The organism is Haloferax sp. ATCC BAA-644 (assembly GCF_000336975.1).
In the GTDB taxonomy this organism is placed as follows: Archaea; Halobacteriota; Halobacteria; order Halobacteriales; family Haloferacaceae; genus Haloferax; species Haloferax volcanii.
Genome location: NZ_AOLF01000038.1, coordinates 107,465 through 128,285 on the forward strand (window position 1 = coordinate 107,465; position 20,821 = coordinate 128,285).

A 20,821-nucleotide genomic window follows, 5' to 3' on the forward strand; every position below is an offset into this window, starting at 1 on the left:
CTCCCGTCGCCGGACGCTTGACCCTTCCGGCGACGGCGCGCGGTTGGGGTGACTGCGCTCGGTTCGTGTGGCCGATACCTCGCCGTGCGCTTTCGCCCGCGCGCACGCGAGAGACGGTGAGTGTCCCCGCCGACGCAAGTCTTATGTACAGATACGTGCGTTAGTGTACATCAATGAACGCTAGTGGAGACGAATTAGCTCCCGACGTGCGCGCCATCTTGGAGGCAGCGCGGGAGCGACCCGGCGGGGAGACGCGCGTGTCGGTCGACGCGCGGTCGTTCCCGGAGGCCGTGGCCGAGACGGAGGCCGCGGGTCGGGTCCCCGTCATCGCCGAGGTGAAGCCCACGAGTCCGACGACCGAGGGCGTCCGCGAGGACGACCCGGTCGAACTGGCCCGCGAGATGGTCGCCGGCGGCGCGACGGCGCTGTCGGTCCTCACCGAACCCGAGCACTTCGGCGGCTCGGCCGAGTCGCTGCGGCGCATCCGCGAGGCCGTCGACGTGCCCGTCCTCCGCAAGGACTTCGTCATGAACGAGGCCCAACTGGACGTCGTCGAGTCCGACCTCGTGCTCCTCATCGCGCGGTTCGTGGGTGACGACCTGCCGGACCTCGTCGAGGCGGCCCGCGACCGCGGCTTCCAGCCGCTCGTGGAGATCCACACGCGCGAGGAGTTCACGGCGGCGCTCGCGGCCGGTGCCGACATCGTCGGCATCAACAACCGCGACCTCGGGAAACTGGAAGTCGACCTCGGTACGTTCGAGGAACTCGCGCCCGAAGCGCCCGAGGACGTGCTTCTCGTGGCCGAAAGCGGCGTGCAGACGGTCGACGACGCGCGGCGGATGCGCGAGGCCGGTGCCGACGCCCTCCTCGTCGGGACCGCCATCATGGACGGCGACGTGCGACAGAACACGGAGACACTCACACAATGAGCGCAGACGGCAAATTCGGCGACTACGGCGGACAGTACGTTCCCGAGGCCCTCATGCCGGCCATCGAGGAACTGACCGACGCGTACGAGCGGTACGTCCTGAACAACGAAGACGGCTTCATGGACGACTTCCGCGCGCGACTGCGGGACTTCGGCGGGCGACCGACGCCCCTCCAGCGCGCTGACCGGCTCTCCGAGCGCTACGACCGCGAGGTCTACCTCAAGCGCGAGGACCTGCTGCACGGCGGCGCGCACAAACTCAACAACGCCCTCGGGCAGGTCTTACTGGCGAAGTACATGGGCAAAGAGCGAATCATCGCCGAGACCGGCGCGGGCCAACACGGCACCGCCACGGCGATGGCCTGCGCGCACCTCGACATGCCCTGCGAGATTTACATGGGCGAGCGCGACATCAACCGCCAGCGCCCCAACGTCTTCCGGATGAAGCTCAACGGCTCGGAGGTGAACCCCGTCACCGTCGGCCGCGGCACGCTCAAGGAGGCCATCTCCGAGACGATGCGCGACTGGGCGACCAACGTCGAAGACACCCACTACGTCATCGGCTCCGTCGTCGGCCCGCACCCGTTCCCGAGCATGGTTCGGGACTTCCAGTCGGTCATCTCCGAGGAGGCACGCACGCAGGCCAGAGAGAAACTCGGACGGCTCCCCGACGCCGTCGTCGCCTGCGCGGGCGGCGGCTCGAACACGATGGGCGCGTTCGCCGAGTTCGTCGACGACGAGGAGACCGCCCTCTACGCCGTCGAGGCCGGCGGCTCGACGCTCGAAGTGGACGAGGAAGCCGGCGTCGCGCCCAACTCGGCGTCGCTCACGACCGGGTCGGAGGGCATTCTTCACGGCGCGCGCACCCGGCTCTTGCAGGACCGCGACGGCCAGATTATGGAGTCGCACTCGGTGTCGTCCGGCCTCGACTACGCCGGCGTCGGTCCCGAACTCGCGTACCTCGTCGACACCGGCCGCGTCACCGCCGTCAACGTCGACGACGACGAGGCGCTGACCGCGTTCCACCGGCTCTCGCAGATGGAGGGCATCATCCCCGCGCTGGAGTCGGCTCACGCGTTCGGTTACCTCGAATCGGTCGTCGGTCCCGACGCGCCCGACTCCGAGGCGGCCGACGACCTCGGCGAGTACGTCGTGGTCAACGTCTCCGGTCGCGGCGACAAGGACCTCGAATCGGCCATCGAGGAGACCTACGAGCGCGACATCGATATCGCGCCGAACATGGACGAGTTCACGGGGGGACTGTGATGTCGCTCGAAGACGCCTTCGCCGACGGCCCGGCGTTCGTCCCCTATCTCGCCGCCGGCGACCCCGACTACGAGTCTTCGCTGAAATACGTCGAGGCGCTCGAACGCGGCGGCGCGGACGTCATCGAACTCGGGCTCCCGTTCTCGGAGCCCATCGCCGAGGGGCCGACCATCCAGAACGCGGTGGTTCGGTCGCTCGAAGGCGGCATGACGCCGACGCGCTTCTTCGAGTTCGTCGAGGACCTCGACGTGTCGGTGCCGCTGGTCTGTATGACCTACTACAACCTCATCTACCGCTACGGCGACGAGAGCGAGGCGCAACGCGCCTCGAACACGAGCGGTGAAACCGTGAGTAACGGCCCGCGGCCGTTCGTCGAGAAGGCGGCCGAGGTCGGCATCGAGGGCTTCGTCGTTCCCGACCTGCCGGCCGAGGAGGCCGACCCGCTCCGCGAGGCCTGCGACGAGTTCGGCCTCGACCTCGTCTTCATCGTCGCGCCGACGACCCGCGGCGACCGCCTCGACCGCATCATGGAACGGGTCTCGGGCTACGTCTACGTGCAGGCGCGCCTCGGCACGACGGGCGCGCAGTCGAGCGTCTCCGACCAGACCGGCTCGTCGCTCGAACGACTCACCGACTACGACGTGCCCAAGGCGGTCGGCTTCGGCATCAGTAGCGGCGACCACGCCGAGCGCATCGTCGCCAGCGGCGCGGACGGCATCATCGTCGGCAGCGCGCTCGTGGACATCGTTGCCGAAGGACACGACAACGGCGACGACGCCGAAACGGTCGCGGACCGACTCGAAACGCTCGCCCGCGAACTCAAAGACGGTGCGGTAGCGGGCGCGTCGCAACGCCCACCGCATCCGGAACGCACATAACTGCTCTGCCACCCTTTCTCATACATGAACACAGATATCGGACTCTCCGCACGACTCGACCGCATCTCCACAGACGGGCGATACCTCATCGTCCCGATGGACCACGGCATCACCCTCGGCCCGGTCACGGGCCTCGTCGATATCGAATCCACCATCGACGGCATCACGCGCGGCGGCGCCGACGCCGTCCTCACGCACAAGGGGACCGCGCCGCGCGTCCACCCGAACAAAAACGGCAAAGGCTACATCGTCCACGTAAACGGCTCGACGGACATCGGCCCGGACGAAAACGACAAGCGACTCACCGGCACCGTCGAAGACGCCCTCCGCGTCGGTGCCGACGCCGTCTCCTTCCATATCAACGTCGGCTCGGACTACGAACCCGACCAGATGACGCAGCTCGCTGACCTCTGTTCTCGCGCCGCCGACTTCGGCGTGCCCGTTCTCGCGATGTCCTACGCCCGCGGCCCCGGCATCGACGAACAGGACCCCGAGGCGCTCGCCCACGCCGTCCGCCTCGCCGAGGAGGTCGGTGCCGACGTGGTGAAGACGGCATACAGCGGCGACGCGGAGTCCTTCGGTCGCGTCGTCGAGGCCACGCGCCTGCCGGTCGTCATCGCCGGCGGCAGTCGCGGCACCGACCGCGAGACGGTTGAGATGGTCCGCGGCACGATGGACGCCGGCGCGGCCGGCGTCTCCATGGGTCGCTCCATCTTCCAGCACGAGAACCCCGAGGCCATCACCCGCGCCGTCAGCGCCGTCATACACGACGACGCAGACGTGGACACCGCGCTCGAACGCGCCGGGCTCGGCATCGAGGCGTAACGCGGCTCGCGATTCCGGCGTTCCGACGGGGTTCTGTTTTCCCGACATCGCTGGCCTACAACTAGATACCCGTCGAGCGCGAACGTTACCCATGCGCATCACCGTGTGGGGGTTCGCGGTCGAGGTAGACGACCGCCGTATCGACTGTGCTGCCGACTCGCTCCGAAATCAACTCGTCGAGTACGAACGCGGGGAGCGCCGCGAGTTCGACGTGGACGTGCGATTTCCCGACTCCTTTACCGGCGACGTGATGCGCGTTATGGCGTCGATTCCGTACGGCGAGACCCGAACGTACGGCGAGGTTGCGGCCGAACTCGACAGCCACGCGGTCGCCGTCGGACAGGCCTGCGGACGGAACCCGGTCCCGCTCGTCGTCCCGTGCCACCGCGTCGTCGGCGCGGACTCCCTCGGCGGCTTCTCCGCGGCCGGCGGCGTCGACCTGAAGCGCGCGCTTCTCGACCGCGAGCGCGGCGCGGTCCAGACGGGACTGGGCCGATTTGACTAATTTCATATCGCCGTAATCGGTTTATCGACTGTCGGACCGGCCGGGCGCTGTCGTGGTCGGTGGGGTGCGAGCGCCGTGCGCGCACCCGAGAATCGGTTTCTCCGGTTCTGACGCTCCGTTCTCGGAACCGCGTTCGTGACGCGGTTCAGTTGTCTGGCCGATCGTTGTCGGATTCCGCGGATAGAGCGAGAGAACGACGTTCGACCGACCGCAACCCCCGTCTTCCAGCCTCGAACCCCGGAGTTCTACACCCGAGACGGAATTCCACGCGGTCGATTTCAGCGACCTCCTCGGTACGGGTGTGTCGGTGCTGACGAATCGCCTCCGTCGTCGCTCTCGTGTGTCGGCGGTTGATTCGGTGTGGCCGCTGTGTTCTATTTTCGTGGATTGACGAACTCGATGACAGAAACACCGATGACGACGCACTCACGAGCCACGTTCGAGACGACTACCCCGTCGGTCGCAGGCGCATCTCCGAGTCGCGGCCCAACCGACGGCGACTCGATGAGAGTTTTGGGTGACTGAGCGAGGTGAGTCTCTCGTTCGACTCGCCTCGGTGGTTGGAAGCGTCGTCCAACCGCCGATTTTCTCCCGAACCTCCAATAAATCGTATCGTGCGATATGAAATTTGGACGGGGCGCTCAAGCGTTCCGTCGTCGTCCGTTCGCTATCCGCTCGCCGTCCGTTGGTTCATTCGCCACGTTCAAGCCCGCCCACCGAGTGAAGTCGATAATGACACGAAGCGTCTGGCTCAAAGCCGACGACGCGGTCGGCGACTGGGAGACGCGGAAGCGACGCATCACGGCCGGACTGGAAGCCGGCGTCGACTGGGTCCTCGTCGACGAGGCCGACGTCGAGAAGGTGCGCGAACTCGGTGACGTCAACGTCGCCGCGTTCCGGACCGACGCGGACGTCCATGTGATGGAAGCAGAGGAAGACGACGCCGAGCCCCCGGCGCTCGCCGACGCCTACATCGTCGGCAAGGACGGCGAGGGCGACGCGACCGTCGAACTCCCCTCGGACTTCTCCGGGTCCGCCGACCTGACGACGCTCCGCCGCGGCGACGACCTCGCAAACGGCTCGTACGTCCGCATCCTGAGCAACGACTACGAGGCGTTCGCCGAGGAGGCCGCCCGCGACGGCGATTACACCATCGTCATCGGCGAGGACTGGACCATCATCCCGCTGGAGAACCTCATCGCCCGCATCGGCGAGGAGACCGACCTCATCGCGGGCGTCACGACCGCCGAGGAGGCCAAGACCGCCTTCGAGACGCTCGAACTCGGCTCCGACGGCGTCCTCCTCGACAGCGACGACCCCGACGAGATTCGAAAGACCGTCGAGGTCCGCGAGGAGGCCGAACGCGAGTCGCTCGACCTCGTCTGGGCCGAGGTCACGGAGGTCGAACGCACGGGCATGGCCGACCGCGTCTGCGTCGATACGGGCACGATTATGGACCACGACGAGGGGATGCTCGTCGGTTCGATGGCCCGCGGCCTGTTCTTCGTCCACGCCGAGACGGCGAAGTCTCCGTACGTCGCGTCTCGGCCGTTCAGAGTCAACGCGGGCGCGGTCCACGCCTACGCGCGGACCCCCGACGGCGGCACGGTCTACCTCTCCGAACTCGAAAGCGGCGACGAGGTACAGCTCATCGACACGAACGGCAACACCCGCGAGGCCATCGTCGGGCGCGTAAAAATCGAAAAGCGGCCGATGTTCCGCATCTCCGCGGACTACGAGGGCGACCGCGTCACGACGCTCCTCCAGAACGCCGAGACAATCAAGGTCCACACCCGCGAGGGCCGGACCGCGGTCACCGACCTCGAACCCGGCGACGAGATGCTCATCTACTACGAAGACACGGCGCGCCACTTCGGTGAGGCTGTCGAAGAGAGCATCATCGAGAAGTAACGGACGGAAACCGTTTTTTCGAACTCGAACGCAGCGTCGGGCGCAGCGGCGGGCGTTCGTCGACGCTCTCTATCCTTCGACCGTGTACCATTCGAGCTCCGTCGCACACCACGGACAGAAGTCGAGGTTCCGGTCGAGTTCGCCGCCGCAGACCGGGCAGGTCGGCTCGCCGTTCGCGTTGCGGCCGCGCGGGCGGCTTCCGACGCGGTAGGCGTCGAGCGCGCTCAGAAACAGCAGTCCGAGGACGGGGAACAGCACCTCTCTGGGAAGCGAGTCCACCGTCACGGTCGCCGGGTCGGTGAACGTCGAGAGCAACACGAGTCCCGCGCCGACGACGAAGGTGAACCACGCGATTGCGCGTCGCCACTCGCGGAGGTAGACGTGGCCCGCCCCGGCGATTCCGAGCGAGGCACCAACCACGCCGACGAGGGCGGCGACGAACGCACGACGACGAGCATCGGGCATCGTTCGTTGGCGTCGTCGTCCGCGCTCTTAAACGTCTGGATTGTCGGACAGTCAGCAACTCACTACCGAATCCCCCGGTGGCGTCTGAAATTCTCGAATTCGAGTTGTCTGACCTCAGTCGGTCGTCGTCGCGTCTTCCGAGAGTTCGGAGCGCTCCGACGCCGCGGCCGCCTCGGTCCCGTCGAGCGGCTCGTGTTCGACGGCGAACTCGCGGTTCGCGCCGTCGGCCGACGCCTCGACCGACGACACCCGGTACAGACGGATGCGGCGCTCCTGTTTCGTCACGACCGGGAAGTCGTAGTGTTCGGCGTCGTGACCGGGGCGCTCGTCGCGGCCGGCGACGAACTCGCGGTGGGCGTCGAGTCGGCGTTCGACCTCCGCGCGCGAGCGTTCCGGGAGGTCGTCGAGTCGGCGTTCGAATCCCGAGACGAGGTCGGCGTCGAGGTCGTAGCCGACGGAGTCCCGGCCGGCGAGCATGGCCGCGAGCGTCGTGGTCCCGGTGCCGACGAAGGGGTCGAAGACGGTGTCGCCGTAGACCGAGTACATCCGAATCAGGCGCAGCGGCAGTTCGACGGGGAACGCCGCCGAGCGCTCTCTGGCCCCCGAATCGAGGCGCTGGTCGGTCCCGCCGAACTCCCAGAGGTCGGAGAACCAGCGGTTGCGCTCCTCCCAGAAGAAGGCGCTCTCGTAGCGCCGGTCGTCGCCCGGCGGGAACGACCGCGGGTCGCCCTTCCGAACCACCAGCACGTACTCGTGTTCGAGGGTGACGTAGGCGTTCGTCGGGAGCGTCCCCGACCCCATGAACTTCGTCAGGCGGTTCGTCGGCTTCCGCCAGACGGCGTCCGGCAGCGGCGTCAGTCCGCGCTCGCTGAGCGCCGTGAGCACGCGGGCGTGGTTGGGGTACTGGCGAAACGACCCGTCGAGGCTCCGGGTCGCGTCACCGACGTTCACGCAGGCGACCCCGCCGGGCGCGAGCACGCGGGCCACCTCGTCCCAGACGGCGTCGAGTTGCTCGTGCATCGCCTCGAAGGCGGCGTCGCCGTCGCCCGCGTCGAGCGCCGCGTCTACGGCGTCGTCGCGCGCCGAAAAGAGGTCGTCCCACATCTCTATCATGGGGTAGGGCGGCGACGTGACGACGAGGTTCACGCTCTCGTCGGCGAGTCCGGTGTCGGCGGCGTCGCCCACCGTGAGGGCGTGCGTCGTGCGCATCGTACGGACGTATTTCCCCCGAAACAAAACCCTTCGCCTCGGCGCGGGGACGGTCGCCGCGGTGCCGTCGGCTCGTGCGGTTCGATTCTGCCGTGACCTGTCGCGCCGAGCGCCGCCGCTGGCGGGCGAATAAGCGAAAATCGAGACGCTTCGTCCGGGTCGAACCGCGGTTCGGCGCGGGGATCCGACTCGGTCCTCAGACGAGGCCGAGGTTTTCCTCGGCTTCGAGGAGTTCGTGGTAGCGGTTGCGGATGGTGACCTCGGAGATGTCGGCCACGTCGCTGACGGCGGCCTGCGTCGTCTTCTCGTTGGTGAGGAGGGCGGCGGCGTAGACGGCGGCGGCGGCGAGGCCGACCGGCGACTTACCCGAGTGGACGCCCTTCTCCTTGGCGTTCTTCAAGAGTTGGCGCGCGCGCATCTTCGACTCGTCGGAGAGGCCGAGCTCGCTGGCGAACCGCGGGACGTACTGCTCGGGGTCGGCGGGCTTGACTTCGAGCGAGAGTTCGCGGGCGATGTAGCGGTAGGTGCGGGCGACCTCGCTCTTCTCGACGCGCGAGACCTCCGCGATTTCGTCGAGCGAGCGCGGGACGCCGGCCATGCGGGCGGCGGCGTAGGTACACGACGTGGCGACGCCCTCGATGGAACGACCCGGCAGCAGGTCGTCGTCGAGCGCGCGGCGGTAGATGACCGAGGCGGTTTCGCGGACGTTCTCGGGGAGGCCGAGCGCCGAGGCCATGCGGTCGATTTCGCCGAGCGCCTGCTTGAGGTTTCGCTCCTTGGAGTCGCGGGTGCGGAACCGCTCGTTCCACTTGCGGAGCCGCTGCATCTTCTGGCGCTGGCGCGCGCCGAGGGAGTTGCCGTACGCGTCGCGGTCGCGCCAGTCGATGTTGGTCGACAGCCCCTTGTCGTGCATCGTGTTGGTCGTCGGCGCGCCGACGCGGGATTTCTCGTCTTTCTCGCGGGCGTCGAACGCGCGCCACTCGGGGCCGCGGTCGACGGAGTCCGCGGTCACGACGAGGCCGCAGTCGTTACAGACGGTCTCGCCGTGTTCGTCGTCGGTGACGACGTGACCGCCGCACTCGGGGCACTGCAGCGTGTCGCCCTTCGTCTCTTCCTGTTCGGTCTCGGCCTCCTGTCGGCCGTTCTGCGTGTTTCGTTCCTGCTCCTGTGCGCCGGGGTTTCGGGTCCAGATTCGTTCACTCATGGATACGACGGCGGGTGCTCCGGGAATGGGTGGTTAGAGGCGGCTAGAACCCGGATGCTGTCCGTAACACCAGCAACCGCAGACGACCGCATAAATGGTTTGGTATCGCTTTCGGCAAGCGGCGGCGTTCACCCGTGCGAGGCCATCACACGAGTGATTGAGGTTCGTGAGGGATTCGGGACCTCGCCGGCGACTCATCGGTGACGCCCCGTCGGCGTCCCGGCGGCCGACGACGCGACACATACTTTTCACGAAGGGGCGTTGCTACGACTACACATGGCTGCGACCCCCCGCGTCGTCTCGCTCGCGCCGAGCGCGACGGCCATCCTCACCGCCGCCGGTCTCGACGCCCACGTCGTCGGGGCGACCGTTCACTCGTCGACCGACAAGCCGGTCGTCGGCGGCTGGCTGAACCCCGATTTCGACCGGGTCGACGACCTCGACGCCGACGCCATCTGCACCTGCGACGACCTCCAGTCGGACGTCGCGGCGGCGGCCCGCGAGCGCGGCTACGACGTGGTTCACGTCGCGCCCGCGACGCTCGACGAGGTGCTCGACTCGTTTCCCGTCGTCTGCGACGCCGCGGGCGACGCCGGCGCGGGGGCGGCGCTCGCCGACGACTGCCGCGACCACCTCGCCCGCGTTGCCGACGCGGTCGCCGGCCGCGACCGCTCGGTCGTCTACTGCGAGGAGTGGGCCGACCCGCCGATGGCCGCGGGCAACTGGGTTCCCGACCTCGTCCGCGCCGCCGGCGGGTCCGCCCCGCTCGTCGCGCCCGGCGAGCGGTCCGCCGAAGTCGACCCCGAGACCGTCGCGGCCGCCGACCCCGACCACGTTGTTCTCCACCCCTGCGGGAAGGGCGAACGCGGCGACCCCGACGCGTTCGAGGCCCGCGGGTGGAATCTCGACGCCGCGGTCCACGCCGTCGACGACTCGCTTCTCAATCAGCCGAGCCCCGCCGTCGTCTCGGGCGTCGACCGCCTCGCGCGGCTGTTGCATCCCGACGCCGACCTCCCCGAGCCGCGGGCGGCCCCGTCCGAGACTGCGACCACGACGGCGACCCCGACCGAATCCGACGAAGGGAAATAACCGGGCGACGCGCTATCGACATGGACATCGCGGTCGGAAGCGGCAACCCGGTGAAGCGGCGCGCGGTCGAACGAACCTGCCCCGACGCCTCCGTGGCGGCGGTCGCCGTCGACTCGGGCGTCTCCGAACAGCCGACGGGCCACGACGAGACCATCGCGGGCGCGGTCACCCGCGCGGAACGAGCCCTCGACGCGGGCGACTACGACTTCGGCGTCGGCATCGAGGGCGGCGTGGCGGCCTTCTCGGCCGGCGACGGCACAGACGAGACCGACCTGTACCTCGTGATGTGGGCGGCCGTGACCGACGGCGAGCGCGTCGGTCGCGCGGCGGGGCCGAGCCTCGCGCTCCCCGCCAGCATCGCGGACCGCATCGACGCGGGCGCGGAGCTCGGCCCGGTGATGGACGACGTGCTCGGCACCGACGATATCGCGAAAAACGAGGGCGCGGCGGGCGTGTTCACCGGCGGCCGACTCACCCGCACCGACGCGCTCGAATCGGCCGTGACGGGCGCGTTCGCACCGTTCCGGTGTGAACTGTACTGAGTCGGACTGAGCCGACTGCGCACGTCACTCCGAGTCGGCGAGTTCGTGTTCGCGGTCGCGCACCTCGGCGCTCTCTTCGACCGCGGTCGTCAGCGAGACGTTGAGCGACAGCATCGAGCCGACGCCGCCGACGATGGTGACGGCGTTTTTCACCGCGTGGTCGAGGACCGCCGCGGCGAGCGCGGCCGCGGGCGTGACCGGCGCGAGCGCGGCCATGAACACCGTGAAGGCGATTTCGTAGAGGCCGACGCCGCCGGGCGAGAGCGGAAGCACCTTCGCGAGGTTGCCGACGCTCACGGCGAAAAACGAGACGCCGACGAGCACGACGGGGTCGATGTCGACGCCGAGCGCGAGCAGGACGACGACCGCGGTCACCACGTCGACGGTCCAGATGGCGAGGCTCGTCAGGCCGACGCGGCCGAAGGCGGCGCGGTTGCCGGCGACCGCCTGCAAGTCGGAGACGAACTGCTCGATGACGCCCGCGACGAGGTCGACGTAGGAGTCCGACGAGAACCGGCCGACGAACGCCCGGACGACGTTCCGGTCCGCGCGGGCCGACAGCGCGATGCCGAGGACGCCGAGGATGGCGACGACGCCGACGCCGGTGGCGACGTAGGCGACGGTGCGCACGTCGTCGGCCGACACGTCGACCGAGCCGCCGCTCACGCCGGTCGCGAGCACGGTGGCGATGTCGTCGAGGCCGCCGGTCGCCGCGAGTCCGACGAGGACGACGCCCGCGAGCCCCGCGATGGTGAGCAGGTCGAAGACGCGCTCGACCGCCAGCGACGCGAAGCCCGAGGGATACGGGATGTTCCGCCGCGCCTTCACGACGTAGGCGCGGACGGCGTCGCCCGCGCGAGCGGGGAACACGAGGTTCCCGGTCTGACTGATGAATATCGCCCCCGTGAGGAAGCCCGCCTTCTCGCGGTAGCCGAGTTCGCCGAGGATGTCGCGGTAGCGAATCCCCCGGAGCGGCCACGAGACGACGTAGATAATCGCGGCGGCTGCGACGAGCGCGGGGTCGGCATCGCCGAGCACCGAGATGACCTCCGAGGGGTCGATGTAGAGCGTCATCAGCGCGAGCGCGAAGACGGTCAAAAGCAGGCCGGCGACGATGGTCACCCGGCGGGTGATGCGCGGCCGGACCGTGAGCTGCCACCACGTCCGGAGAATCTGGCTTCCCATCCCGAGGACGTCGCGGACGAGGTCGACTTTCGTGTCGCCTTTCGGCTCCCAATCGACGGGGAACTCAGCGACTCGGAAGCCCGCGCGCTGGGCGCGAACGAGCATCTCCGTGTCCCAAAACCAGTGGTCGTCTTCCACGTCGTCGCGGAGCGCCTCGAACGTCTCGCGGCTGAAGGCCTTGAAGCCGCACTGGTGGTCCCGGAGGTCGGAGCGGAGGAACAGGCGGACGAGACCGTTGTAGACGCGGCTCGGCACGCCGCGTTTCGGCGGGCGGTCGGCGACGCGGTCGGGCATCCAGCGCGACCCGGTCGCGGCGTCGTACTCGCCGGAGCGGACGCGCTCGACCAGCTCTTCGAGGTGGCGCATGTCCGTAGCGAGGTCCGTGTCGAAGTAGACGAGCGTGCCGCCGCGGGCGGCCTCGAAGGCGCGTTCGAGCGCGCCGCCGCGGCCGAGCCGAGCGTCGCTGTGGTAGTGGCGAATCCGGTCGTCCTCGGCGGCCAGCCGGTCGGCTATCGCCGGCGTCTCGTCGTCGCAGCCGTCTTCGGCCACGATGACCTCGAAGGCGTCGGCGGGGAGGAACGATTCGAGCGTCTCGACGGTGACGCGGACTGTGTTCTCGATGGTCCGCGCCTCGTTGTAGGCGGGGAGGACAACGCTCACTTCGACGCCGGCCGCGGTCGCGGCGGCCGGGCGTCGTTCTGTCGGGCGACCCATTGTCGTCGTATGGCCGCTATCCGCGTATGAATTTTCTGTCTTGGAACAGGTACGGTCCGCTTAGACGGATAGTTCGGAGCGCTCGGGCGTTCGACGGCGTGCCGGTCTCCCCGAATGTCTCCCCGTTGATGTGTCCGCGTCGCGTGGCTGTTAGGCGACTGTACCTGCGACGGCGCGGTGGGGCCTCCCCGAGGGCTCGTTTTTGGGGAAAATCGCAAGACGGCGACGTGTTAAGCTCCCGTACCAAACCCCTGATAGGCGTCTCGTCTCTCTGTGTAGGTATGAGCACGACCGCCTCCGCCGCCGCGGTCGAGGGCGAAGCCCCCGACACCAAACCCAGCCTCTCGGAGAAACAGCGCCGCATCCTCGACTACCTCCGCTCGAACGCCGGCGCGAAGACGTACTTCAAATCCCGCCTCATCGCCGACGACCTCGACCTCTCCGCGAAGGAGGTCGGCGCGAACATGCGTCCCATCCTCGACGGCGACTTCGACGTGAGCGTCGAGAAGTGGGGCTACTCCTCCGGCACGACATGGAAGGTGACCGTCTGAGCCCCCGCTGACGCTTCACTCTGACCCCGCCGCACGCCGTCTCCGGCGTGCACCCCGGCGCGACCTCTCTCGCGCCACCCCACCCGGAACGCCGTCGTCTCCCACCCCACGTCGTTCCACCCCCGTTTTTTCGGGTTTCCTCGCGTCCCAGCGCCGCCGCTGAATGTTCCGGTTCCGAATCGACGGAGCAGCGCCGTCACCGACTCCCGACCCGGTCAGGGGTCGAAGCGGATGAGTTCGGCCGCGTCGTCAGCGAACGCCGCGGCGTCGGAGCCGAAGGAGTCGGCGTAGCGAATCAGCAGCGTGATAACCGTCTCAGGGTTGCGGACCGCGTAGCCGTCCGCACGCGAGAGGAGGCCCACGGCGTCGAGTTCCTTCGCGTAGGTGCTCACCGTCGCCCGCGAGACGCCCAGTCGGGCGGCGAGTTCGCTTCCCGTCGCCGCGGGGTCGCGAAGCAGGTGGACGAGCATCCCGCGCGGCGTGTCGCGGCGCAGGTAGCCGAGGGCGACCTGCTCGAACTCCGAGAACCGGTCCGCGGGGAAAAACCGCTTGTAGTCGCCGTCGCGGCTGACTTCGAGGGTGTCGTCGTCGACGAGGTTCCGGAGGTGGTACTGCGTCTCACCGGTTCCTAACTGGAGGTCGTCGCGGACCTTCGAGAAGTGCGCGCCGGGCGTCGACGCGACGTAGCCGACGATGGCGTCCCGCGCGTCGCTCGACCCCGACGAGTCGTCGTCGCCGTCGTCGCCGCCCCCGAGGCCCACGAGCGGCGTGGCGGCCCCGAGCGCGGCGAACCGACGGAGGGTCGCGCGCTTATCTTCGTCTACCCGGCGGTTCGACATCTACCACCACATACGAGACGGCGCGAAGAAAAGGGCTTCGGCGTGTACACCCGTCCGAATCCGGGACGGTCCGGCGACGCGACTATTCGAGGTCCTTCTCGAAGGACATCTCGCTTTCGTCGTCGTCGCCCTCGTCGGCGGCCGGTTGGCCGTTGCCCGCGGAGTTCGCGTCCGCCGAGCCGTCGGTCGCGGCCGCGTCCCCTGCGCCCTCGCTTTCCGCGACGACCTCGTCGGACGACTTGATTGGCTGCTCGTCCTTGTCGGCCTCGGCGATGACCTCGTCGGGCGACTTGATGTCGTTGACCTCCGCGCCGGCCTTGATCGCCTCGGCCTCCTGTTCGAGCTGTTCGACGTTCATCTCCGCGGCCTGGTCTATCTGGCCGAGAATCTCCTCGATGTCGTCGAGGCCGATGAGCTCGCGGGTCTCCTCGTCGAACTGCTTGCTGGAGAGGCCCTCCATGTCCTGTACGTCGGAGCCGGTGAGCTGTTTGCCGTAGCGGCCGACGAGCGAGGTGAGCTCCTGCGGGAGGACGAACGTCGTCGACTCGCCCTGTCCGATGCGTTCGAGCGTCTCCATGCCTTTGTCGATGATGGCGCGCTCGCCCATCGACTCGGCGGACTTCGCGCGGAGCACCGTCGAGATGGCGTCACCCTGCGCTTCGAGAATCTGCGACTGCTTTTCACCCTGCGCGCGGATGATGTTCGACTGCTTTTCACCCTCGGCCTGCTCGACGGCGGAGCGACGCTCACCCTGCGCTTCGAGAATCATGGCGCGGCGGCGGCGCTCGGCGGAGGTCTGTTGCTCCATCGCCTGCTGCACGTCGGCGCTGGGGTTGACCTCGCGGACCTCGACGGACTCCACGCGGACGCCCCACTCGTCGGTCGGCTCGTCGAGCTCCTTGCGGATGCGGGCGTTGATTTCCTGGCGCTTGTTGAGCGTGTCGTCGAGTTCCATGTCACCGAGGACCGCCCGGAGCGTCGTCTGGGCGAGGTTGGAGACGGCGCGCTTGTAGTCGTCGACTTCGAGGAACGCCTTCTTCGCGTCCATCACCTTGATGTAGACGACCGCGTCGGCCGTGACCGGCGAGTTGTCGCGCGTGATGGCTTCCTGCCGGGGCACGTCGAGCGTCTGGGTCCGCATGTCGAACGCGTAGGTCCGAGAGACGAACGGCGGGATGAAGTTGATACCCGGTTCGAGGAGCCGTCGGAACTCCCCGAACACCGTGAGCGCCTTCTTCTCGTAGGCGTCCACGATTTCGACCATCTGGTACACCGTCACGATGGCGAGGACGAGCACGAGGAGGCCGACGACGACGCCTCCGATACCCAGCCCCGCTTGGAGGGCAAGTAGGTCCATACGCCCGCCTTGGGTTGGCAGAATGATAAGTATTCGTGTGAGACGGGCGTCACGTCGGACGGTTTCGGGGATGACGGGCGTCAGATGGCGGTTCGGGTCGGTGGCGGTTCGGGCCGACCGCGGCGTCGTGGCCGGCGGTCAGACGCCTTCCGTGCCCTCGCGTTCGAGTTCTTCTTCGTCTCGCTCCGCGGACTCCTCGTGCCGCCGCGCCCGTTCGCGGGCGAGTTCGCGGTCGATTTCGTCCTCACCGGGACCGACGCCCTCGACGGTCACGACGTTGCCGCCGCCGGGGTCAACGACGATGACCTCGGTTCCCTCCTCCAGTTCGCCGTGGACCGACCGGGCGGCGTAGTAGGGGTTGAAGCCGCCCTCGTCGAGTTTGACCTCGCCGCTGGTCGGCGTGACGCGCTCCGTGACGCGCCCCGTCTTGCCCGTCAAGGCGTCCGAGTCGCTCGTCTTCCCTTCTCCCTTCCCGCCGTAGATATCGAGCTCTCGGTAGCCGTAGAGCGCGAGCGCGCCGAAGACGAAGACGAGCAGGCCGAGAACGATTGGGCCTGCGAGCGGCGGGATAAAGAGGCCGACCAGTCCCGCCGCGAGGAGGGCGACGCCGAGGACGACGAAGTGCGCACCGGGGGCGATGGCCTCCGCGAGCGACAGGCCGAGCCCCGCGAGCACGAGCAACAGCGGGAGCGTCTCGGGACTGACGAGACCGGTCTGTAACGGGAGCGGCGGGTATGCCATACCGGGTCTAGGGCCGTCGCCCGATTAAGGATTGAGGGTCGAACGCGGCGCGCGTTCGACGCGCCGGATTCGGCCGCGCTCAGTCGTCGCCGTTCGGGTCGGTCGAGACGGCGTCGTCGTGGACGAACGCCACGGTGTCCTCGTTGGTCGGCTGGACGAGGACGGTCCCCGTGGTCGCGTTCGTCGGCACGGTGAAGACGGTCCAGACGTGCGCGTCATCGCCGGGGGCGAACAGCCCGCCGTTGTCGAAGCCGGTCGCGTTCGACAGCGGTTGGTGCCCGTATCTGACGCCGTCCGATTCGAACACGAGCGCCGACTGCGACAGGGTTCCGGGCGAGTCGCCGGTGGCCGTCGCGTTGAAGCCGACGACGACGAACCGCTCTCCCTCCGGCGGGGCGTACGTCTGATTGCCGACCTGAAGCGTGTCGGTCGTTCGGGCGTTCCACCGGGCGACCACGTCGGCCGAGTCGGCGCTCGCACTCGACAGGGCGGAGACGGAGACGCCGTGGTCGCCCCCGGAACCGCCGCCGCTCGACCCGCCGAGCCCGTCCAGCATCGGCCCGAGCACGGCGACGGAGCCGAGCGCGAGGACGAGCAAGAGGACGGCGACGACGACGACGCGAACGCTCGGCGGCGACCCGGATTTCAGGTCGTCGACCGACGACGGGAGCCTGTCGCGGAGCGAGCCCGCCGAGGAATCGCCGTCACCGCTGTTGCCGTTGTTGCCGTTGTTGCCGCCGTTGCCGCCGTCGCTACCGTTATCGCCGTCACCACCACCGGCGTCGCCACGGCCGTCGATGAGTCCGGCGAGTCGCTCGCGGACGGCGGCTATCGGGAGCGACGCTAACGCGTCTTTCACGGGTTCGGGCAGGTCGAACGGCAGGCCGAACTCGACCTCGGCGGTCTCGAACACGTCGCCGTCGGTGTACTGCTTGACGGTCTGTTCGAGGCCCTCGTCGGCGACGGTCTCGCCGAGTTCGTCGCGGTCGAACAGCGTCACGTCGTGGTTCGTGGCGAACCCGCGGACCGCGTCAGCGAACTCGCCTTGCGTGGCGACGACGACGGTGTCGACGCCGCGCTTTTTCGCGTGCGCGACGAAGCCCTTGATGTGCTCGGTTTCGACGGTCGTCTCGACGGTCGGGAGCACGAGCATGAGTCCCTTCGTGCCGTCGCCGCGCTGGCCCTGCACGAGGTATCTCCCCTCGCCGCGGGGCTGGGCGTTCGTCTGCCAGTTCCGCTGCGTCCAGAGGTCCGAGAGAAAGCGGACGAACTTCGTCGGTTCGAGTTCGACGAGTCTCGTCACTGTTCGCGTCCCTCCGGGCCGTCGGGGGCGGGTTGTCGGTCGTGTCCGCGTCGTCGGTCGTGTGTCATCTTGTCGTCTGGGTGTTCGTCGGCGTCGCAGCCGCCGTAGCCGCCGTGCGGCCAGTTCGGTGCGCAGCACGCGACGGCCGGGAGGGATATCGTCGCCACCGCGGGTGATTCCGTCGCGGGTGCGGGCGGCGCGACCACCGGCGTCGGAACCCGGCGTGCCGCGGAGCGCACCGGCGCGGCGACCAACACGGAGGTGTGCGGACTGCGCGACGCACCTCGGCTGGGCCGGGGAGTTGGCGGTGGTTCCCCTCGGGGTCACATAAATCAACAGTCCCGATTATCAAAACGGAAAGTCGGACGGTCGAAGCCGGCTCTCACAGTGGGTCGCGGTCTGCGTCCGGCGGGTCGCTCAGAACGCGCCCGGGTACACGGTGACGACGATGAGTCCGACCGCGAGAAGGACGCCGAGCAGGACGAACACGATGTTCTCCGCCCGCGGCGACCCGGGTTCGATGGGGAGCTGTTCGAACTCGGGCTCGTCGTCGATGATGCCGTCGGGGCCGACATCGTCGACGCCGAAGCGCCACTCGCCGTCGCCATCGCCGTCACCGTCGCGGTCGTCGTCGGCCTCGGGAGAGGGTACGCGGGACATCGATTCGTGCGTAGGCGTCGCGGCGGGAAAGGGCTACCGCACTCCTACCGGCTGTCGCGGTCGTGGTTGATGACGTCGCCCTCGTAGACGATGCCGCGCTCGGCGTGGAGCGTGACGGTCGCGCCCTGCGCGATGGTCTTCGGCAGCGGCGCGCCCGAGACCATCGGGATGTCGAGTTCGCGCGCGACGAGCGCCGGGTAGCCGGTCATGCCCGCGCGGGCGTCGACGATGCCGGCGAGCTTGTCGGCGTCGCCGTTGAACTCGCCGTCGAACTCGGACGACAGCGCGAGAACCGCGCCCTCGGGGATATCCGTGAGGTCGCCGTCCTCGGTGCGGTAGAGGGGGCCGGCGACGCGACCGCCGACGATTTTCCGGCCCGTGGCGACGGGCTCGGCGGCGACGTGGACCTTGAGCATGTTCGTCGTGTTCGTCCCTTCGAGCTCCGTCATCATGCCGGAGAGGACGACGATGGTGTCGCCGGACTCCGCGACGCCGGCGTCGAGCGCGGCGGTGACGGCGTCGTCCATGACGCCCTCGACGCTCGGGCTGTAATCGGCGTACTGCGCCGAGACGCCCCACGAGACGGCGAGTTGGCGGCGCGTCCGGTCGTTCGGCGTGACGGCGACGACGGGGACGCCGGGGCGGAACTTCGCGGTCTTCCGGGCGGTGTAGCCGGACTCGGAGACGGCGACGACGGCCGCGGCGTTCACGTCGCGGGCGAGGTAGCGCGCCGAGCGGGCCAGCGCCTCCGTGCGGGAGCCCTCGTCGGCGGTCGGGACGCGCTGTTCTTGGCTCTCGTCGTACTCGGGGCTTTCCTCGACTTCCTCGACGATGCGGGACATCGTCTCGACGACGCGGACGGGGTGGTCACCGACGGCGGTCTCGCCGGAGAGCATCACGGCGTCGGTGCCGTCGAGGACGGCGTTGGCCACGTCGGACGCCTCCGCACGAGTCGGGCGGCGCGAGCGGACCATCGAGTCGAGCATCTCGGTCGCGGTGATGACCGGCACGCCCGCGGCCTGCGCTTTGCGGATGGTGCGCTTCTGGATGATGGGCACCTCTTCGAGGGGACATTCGACGCCGAGGTCGCCGCGGGCGACCATCACGCCGTGGGCCGCCTGGATGATCTCGTCGAGGTTTTCGACCGCGCCGGCGCGCTCGATTTTGGCGATGATGGGAATCTCCGCGCCGAGGGTTTCGAGGGTGTCGCTGATGGTGTAGACGTCCTCCGCGTCGCGGATGAACGAGGCGGCGACGTAGTCGACTTCCTTCTCGGCGGCGAGCTTCAGGTTCTCGTAGTCGGAGTCGGTGATGAGGTCGATGTCGAGGTCGACGCCGGGGACGTTCACGCCCTTGCGCGAGCTGAGCTCCCCGCCGGAGACGATGGTCGCGTGGACCGAATCGTCCTCGACGTACTCGACGGTGGCCTCGATGCGGCCGTCGTCGAGGAGGATGGTGTCGCCGGACTCAGCGGCGGTGATGGAGTACGACAGGCCGACGGCCTCGGGCGTGGCCTCGTCGCCCTCGTAGAAGCGGACCTCGCTTCCGGTTTCGAGGTAGATGTCCTCGTCGATGTCGGCGGTTCGGACTTCGGGGCCTTGCAGGTCGAGCATGGCCGCGAGCGGTTCGTCGGTCGCGTCGTCGACGGCGCGGATGCTGTCGATGACGTCGGACCGGTGTTCGACGTTGCCGTGGCTCGCGTTCATCCGGGCGACGCTCATGCCGGCGTCGGCGAGCCCGCGAATCGTCTCTCGGTCGAACGACGCGGGACCGAGGGTGCAGACGATTTTTGCGTTTCTCATGGCGTCGCCTACGAGTGACTGATAAAAAAGCCCGATGATGAACTCGGTGCCGAGTAACGGGTTCGCATACGTACTCTCTATAGTTCGCCCGTCGAACTGACCGCTCGGGCGTCCTCACGGAACTATAATGGTCGTTTGGTAAATTCCTCCGTCGTATCTGACGTATCCCGGGTCGCGGAACTCGTTTCTGTCCGTTCCCTTCCGGAGCGTCACGGGCTCGCCCCCGAGCGCCTGCCGGAACGCAGACTGTTGGTCCGGGGCGAGGTTCTGGTACGAGACGGCCCCCTCGCCCTGCGGGAGGTCGTCGACTCGGGTGACGCTCAGCCTTGCCGCCCCGCTTCCGCCGCCGAGACAGCCCGTCGAGAGGACGAGCGCCGCGGCGAGCAACACGCTGACTCGCATGGACGGCGCTCCAGCGTCGCCGCTCAAATCGGCTCCGGTCTCGGGGCGAGATTCGAGCGCCGAACGCCGGCTCAGTCGGAGACGGTCGTCCGGTAGATGTCGCCGTCGTACCGGACGTAGCCGGGCTCGACGAACTCGTTTTGCGCCGATTCGTTCGGTAGCGCCACCGGCTCGCCGGTCGAGACGGCCTCCGCGAACGTCTCGCGCTGGTCGGGGTCGAGGTTGCCGAAGGCCACCGCGCCCTGTCCCTGCGGGAGTTCGTCCACGCGCTCGACGGTCAGGGTGCCCGCGCCGCCGCCCGTGACCGCGGCGACGACGCCCGCGAACACCGCGAGCGCGACGACGATTCCGACCGCTTCCCGTCTTCCGATTCGCATGGCCGACGCTCGGGGGTCGGCGCAGTTAGGCGCTGTGGTCCGCGTCTGACACGAGGACGGTATCGGCA

The 20,821-nt window shown here is 68.6% G+C and carries 21 protein-coding genes; 9 read left to right on the top strand and 12 right to left on the bottom strand.

Annotated elements, in window-relative coordinates; all coding sequences use genetic code 11:
• Nucleotides 1-173 precede the first annotated feature (173 nt).
• The 6 genes from trpC (at nucleotide 174) to C458_RS17190 (ending at nucleotide 6,313) form a co-directional block, all read left to right on the top strand.
• Nucleotides 174-929: an indole-3-glycerol phosphate synthase gene (gene trpC, locus C458_RS17165; RefSeq protein ID WP_049897046.1), complete on the top strand. Its 756-nt coding sequence runs from the start codon at nucleotides 174-176 to the stop codon at nucleotides 927-929.
• The gene (gene trpB / locus C458_RS17170) at nucleotides 926-2,194 is read left to right on the top strand and encodes a tryptophan synthase subunit beta (RefSeq protein ID WP_008577640.1); all 1,269 of its coding nucleotides are present in this window, start codon (nucleotides 926-928) and stop codon (nucleotides 2,192-2,194) included. The genes trpC and trpB overlap by 4 nt, the downstream gene beginning before the upstream one ends.
• The gene (gene trpA / locus C458_RS17175) at nucleotides 2,194-3,072 is read left to right on the top strand and encodes a tryptophan synthase subunit alpha (protein WP_008577642.1); all 879 of its coding nucleotides are present in this window, start codon (nucleotides 2,194-2,196) and stop codon (nucleotides 3,070-3,072) included. The genes trpB and trpA overlap by 1 nt, the downstream gene beginning before the upstream one ends.
• Before the next feature lie 24 nt (nucleotides 3,073-3,096).
• Nucleotides 3,097-3,897, top strand: coding sequence for a 2-amino-3,7-dideoxy-D-threo-hept-6-ulosonate synthase (locus C458_RS17180; RefSeq protein WP_004064354.1), 801 nt, complete (start codon nucleotides 3,097-3,099; stop codon nucleotides 3,895-3,897).
• A gap of 91 nt (nucleotides 3,898-3,988) precedes the next feature.
• Nucleotides 3,989-4,402 carry a methylated-DNA--[protein]-cysteine S-methyltransferase gene (locus C458_RS17185; protein ID WP_008577646.1) on the top strand — a complete coding sequence of 138 codons (414 nt, stop codon included), beginning with the start codon at nucleotides 3,989-3,991 and terminating at the stop codon, nucleotides 4,400-4,402.
• A gap of 732 nt (nucleotides 4,403-5,134) precedes the next feature.
• Entirely contained in the window at nucleotides 5,135-6,313 is a 1,179-nt protein-coding gene (locus C458_RS17190; RefSeq protein ID WP_008577648.1) for a 3-dehydroquinate synthase II, read from the top strand.
• A 69-nt stretch (nucleotides 6,314-6,382) separates the two neighbouring features.
• Here the strand turns inward: C458_RS17190 and C458_RS17195 are convergent, their stop codons facing one another.
• The 3 genes from C458_RS17195 to C458_RS17205 form a co-directional block, all read right to left on the bottom strand.
• A complete protein-coding gene (locus C458_RS17195) occupies nucleotides 6,383-6,778 on the bottom strand; it encodes a hypothetical protein (RefSeq protein WP_004064351.1) in 396 nt (131 codons plus the stop codon).
• Between the two features lie 114 nt (nucleotides 6,779-6,892).
• A complete protein-coding gene (locus C458_RS17200) occupies nucleotides 6,893-7,987 on the bottom strand; it encodes a site-specific DNA-methyltransferase (RefSeq protein ID WP_008577651.1) in 1,095 nt (364 codons plus the stop codon).
• Nucleotides 7,988-8,183: 196 nt separating this feature from the next.
• Entirely contained in the window at nucleotides 8,184-9,191 is a 1,008-nt protein-coding gene (locus C458_RS17205) for a transcription initiation factor IIB family protein (RefSeq protein ID WP_004044141.1), read from the bottom strand.
• Between the two features lie 276 nt (nucleotides 9,192-9,467).
• Between C458_RS17205 and C458_RS17210 the strand changes: the two genes are divergently transcribed.
• Both C458_RS17210 and yjjX read left to right on the top strand, forming a co-directional pair.
• The gene (locus C458_RS17210) at nucleotides 9,468-10,280 is read left to right on the top strand and encodes a helical backbone metal receptor (protein WP_008577655.1); all 813 of its coding nucleotides are present in this window, start codon (nucleotides 9,468-9,470) and stop codon (nucleotides 10,278-10,280) included.
• Between the two features lie 20 nt (nucleotides 10,281-10,300).
• Complete coding sequence (yjjX, locus tag C458_RS17215; RefSeq protein ID WP_008577657.1) at nucleotides 10,301-10,822, top strand: inosine/xanthosine triphosphatase; 522 nt, start codon at nucleotides 10,301-10,303, stop codon at nucleotides 10,820-10,822.
• A gap of 24 nt (nucleotides 10,823-10,846) precedes the next feature.
• On the opposite strand, the gene aglD is transcribed toward yjjX, so the two are convergent.
• The gene (aglD, locus tag C458_RS17220; protein ID WP_008577660.1) at nucleotides 10,847-12,721 is read right to left on the bottom strand and encodes a flippase domain-containing glycosyltransferase AglD; all 1,875 of its coding nucleotides are present in this window, start codon (nucleotides 12,719-12,721) and stop codon (nucleotides 10,847-10,849) included.
• Between the two features lie 281 nt (nucleotides 12,722-13,002).
• Between aglD and C458_RS17225 the strand changes: the two genes are divergently transcribed.
• Nucleotides 13,003-13,272 (top strand): hypothetical protein, encoded by a 270-nt coding sequence (locus C458_RS17225; protein ID WP_008577663.1) that lies wholly within the window; start codon nucleotides 13,003-13,005, stop codon nucleotides 13,270-13,272.
• A 215-nt stretch (nucleotides 13,273-13,487) separates the two neighbouring features.
• On the opposite strand, the gene C458_RS17230 is transcribed toward C458_RS17225, so the two are convergent.
• The 8 genes from C458_RS17230 to C458_RS17270 all read right to left on the bottom strand — a co-directional run bounded on the left by C458_RS17230 (nucleotide 13,488) and on the right by C458_RS17270 (nucleotide 20,753).
• Nucleotides 13,488-14,111, bottom strand: coding sequence for a MarR family transcriptional regulator (locus tag C458_RS17230; RefSeq protein WP_008577665.1), 624 nt, complete (start codon nucleotides 14,109-14,111; stop codon nucleotides 13,488-13,490).
• Between the two features lie 82 nt (nucleotides 14,112-14,193).
• Complete coding sequence (locus tag C458_RS17235; RefSeq protein WP_008577667.1) at nucleotides 14,194-15,468, bottom strand: SPFH domain-containing protein; 1,275 nt, start codon at nucleotides 15,466-15,468, stop codon at nucleotides 14,194-14,196.
• 138 nt (nucleotides 15,469-15,606) lie between these two features.
• Nucleotides 15,607-16,209 carry an NfeD family protein gene (locus C458_RS17240; RefSeq protein ID WP_008577669.1) on the bottom strand — a complete coding sequence of 201 codons (603 nt, stop codon included), beginning with the start codon at nucleotides 16,207-16,209 and terminating at the stop codon, nucleotides 15,607-15,609.
• A 79-nt stretch (nucleotides 16,210-16,288) separates the two neighbouring features.
• The gene (locus tag C458_RS17245) at nucleotides 16,289-17,512 is read right to left on the bottom strand and encodes a restriction endonuclease (protein WP_008577672.1); all 1,224 of its coding nucleotides are present in this window, start codon (nucleotides 17,510-17,512) and stop codon (nucleotides 16,289-16,291) included.
• Nucleotides 17,513-17,929: 417 nt separating this feature from the next.
• Nucleotides 17,930-18,172, bottom strand: a complete 243-nt coding sequence (locus tag C458_RS17255; protein ID WP_008577675.1) for a hypothetical protein — start codon at nucleotides 18,170-18,172, stop codon at nucleotides 17,930-17,932.
• Between the two features lie 44 nt (nucleotides 18,173-18,216).
• Complete coding sequence (pyk, locus tag C458_RS17260) at nucleotides 18,217-19,974, bottom strand: pyruvate kinase (protein ID WP_008577677.1); 1,758 nt, start codon at nucleotides 19,972-19,974, stop codon at nucleotides 18,217-18,219.
• A gap of 114 nt (nucleotides 19,975-20,088) precedes the next feature.
• On the bottom strand, nucleotides 20,089-20,376 hold the full coding sequence (locus C458_RS17265) for a hypothetical protein (protein WP_008577679.1): 288 nt from the start codon (nucleotides 20,374-20,376) through the stop codon (nucleotides 20,089-20,091).
• Between the two features lie 71 nt (nucleotides 20,377-20,447).
• Entirely contained in the window at nucleotides 20,448-20,753 is a 306-nt protein-coding gene (locus C458_RS17270) for a hypothetical protein (RefSeq protein ID WP_008577681.1), read from the bottom strand.
• Nucleotides 20,754-20,821: the final 68 nt, after the last annotated feature.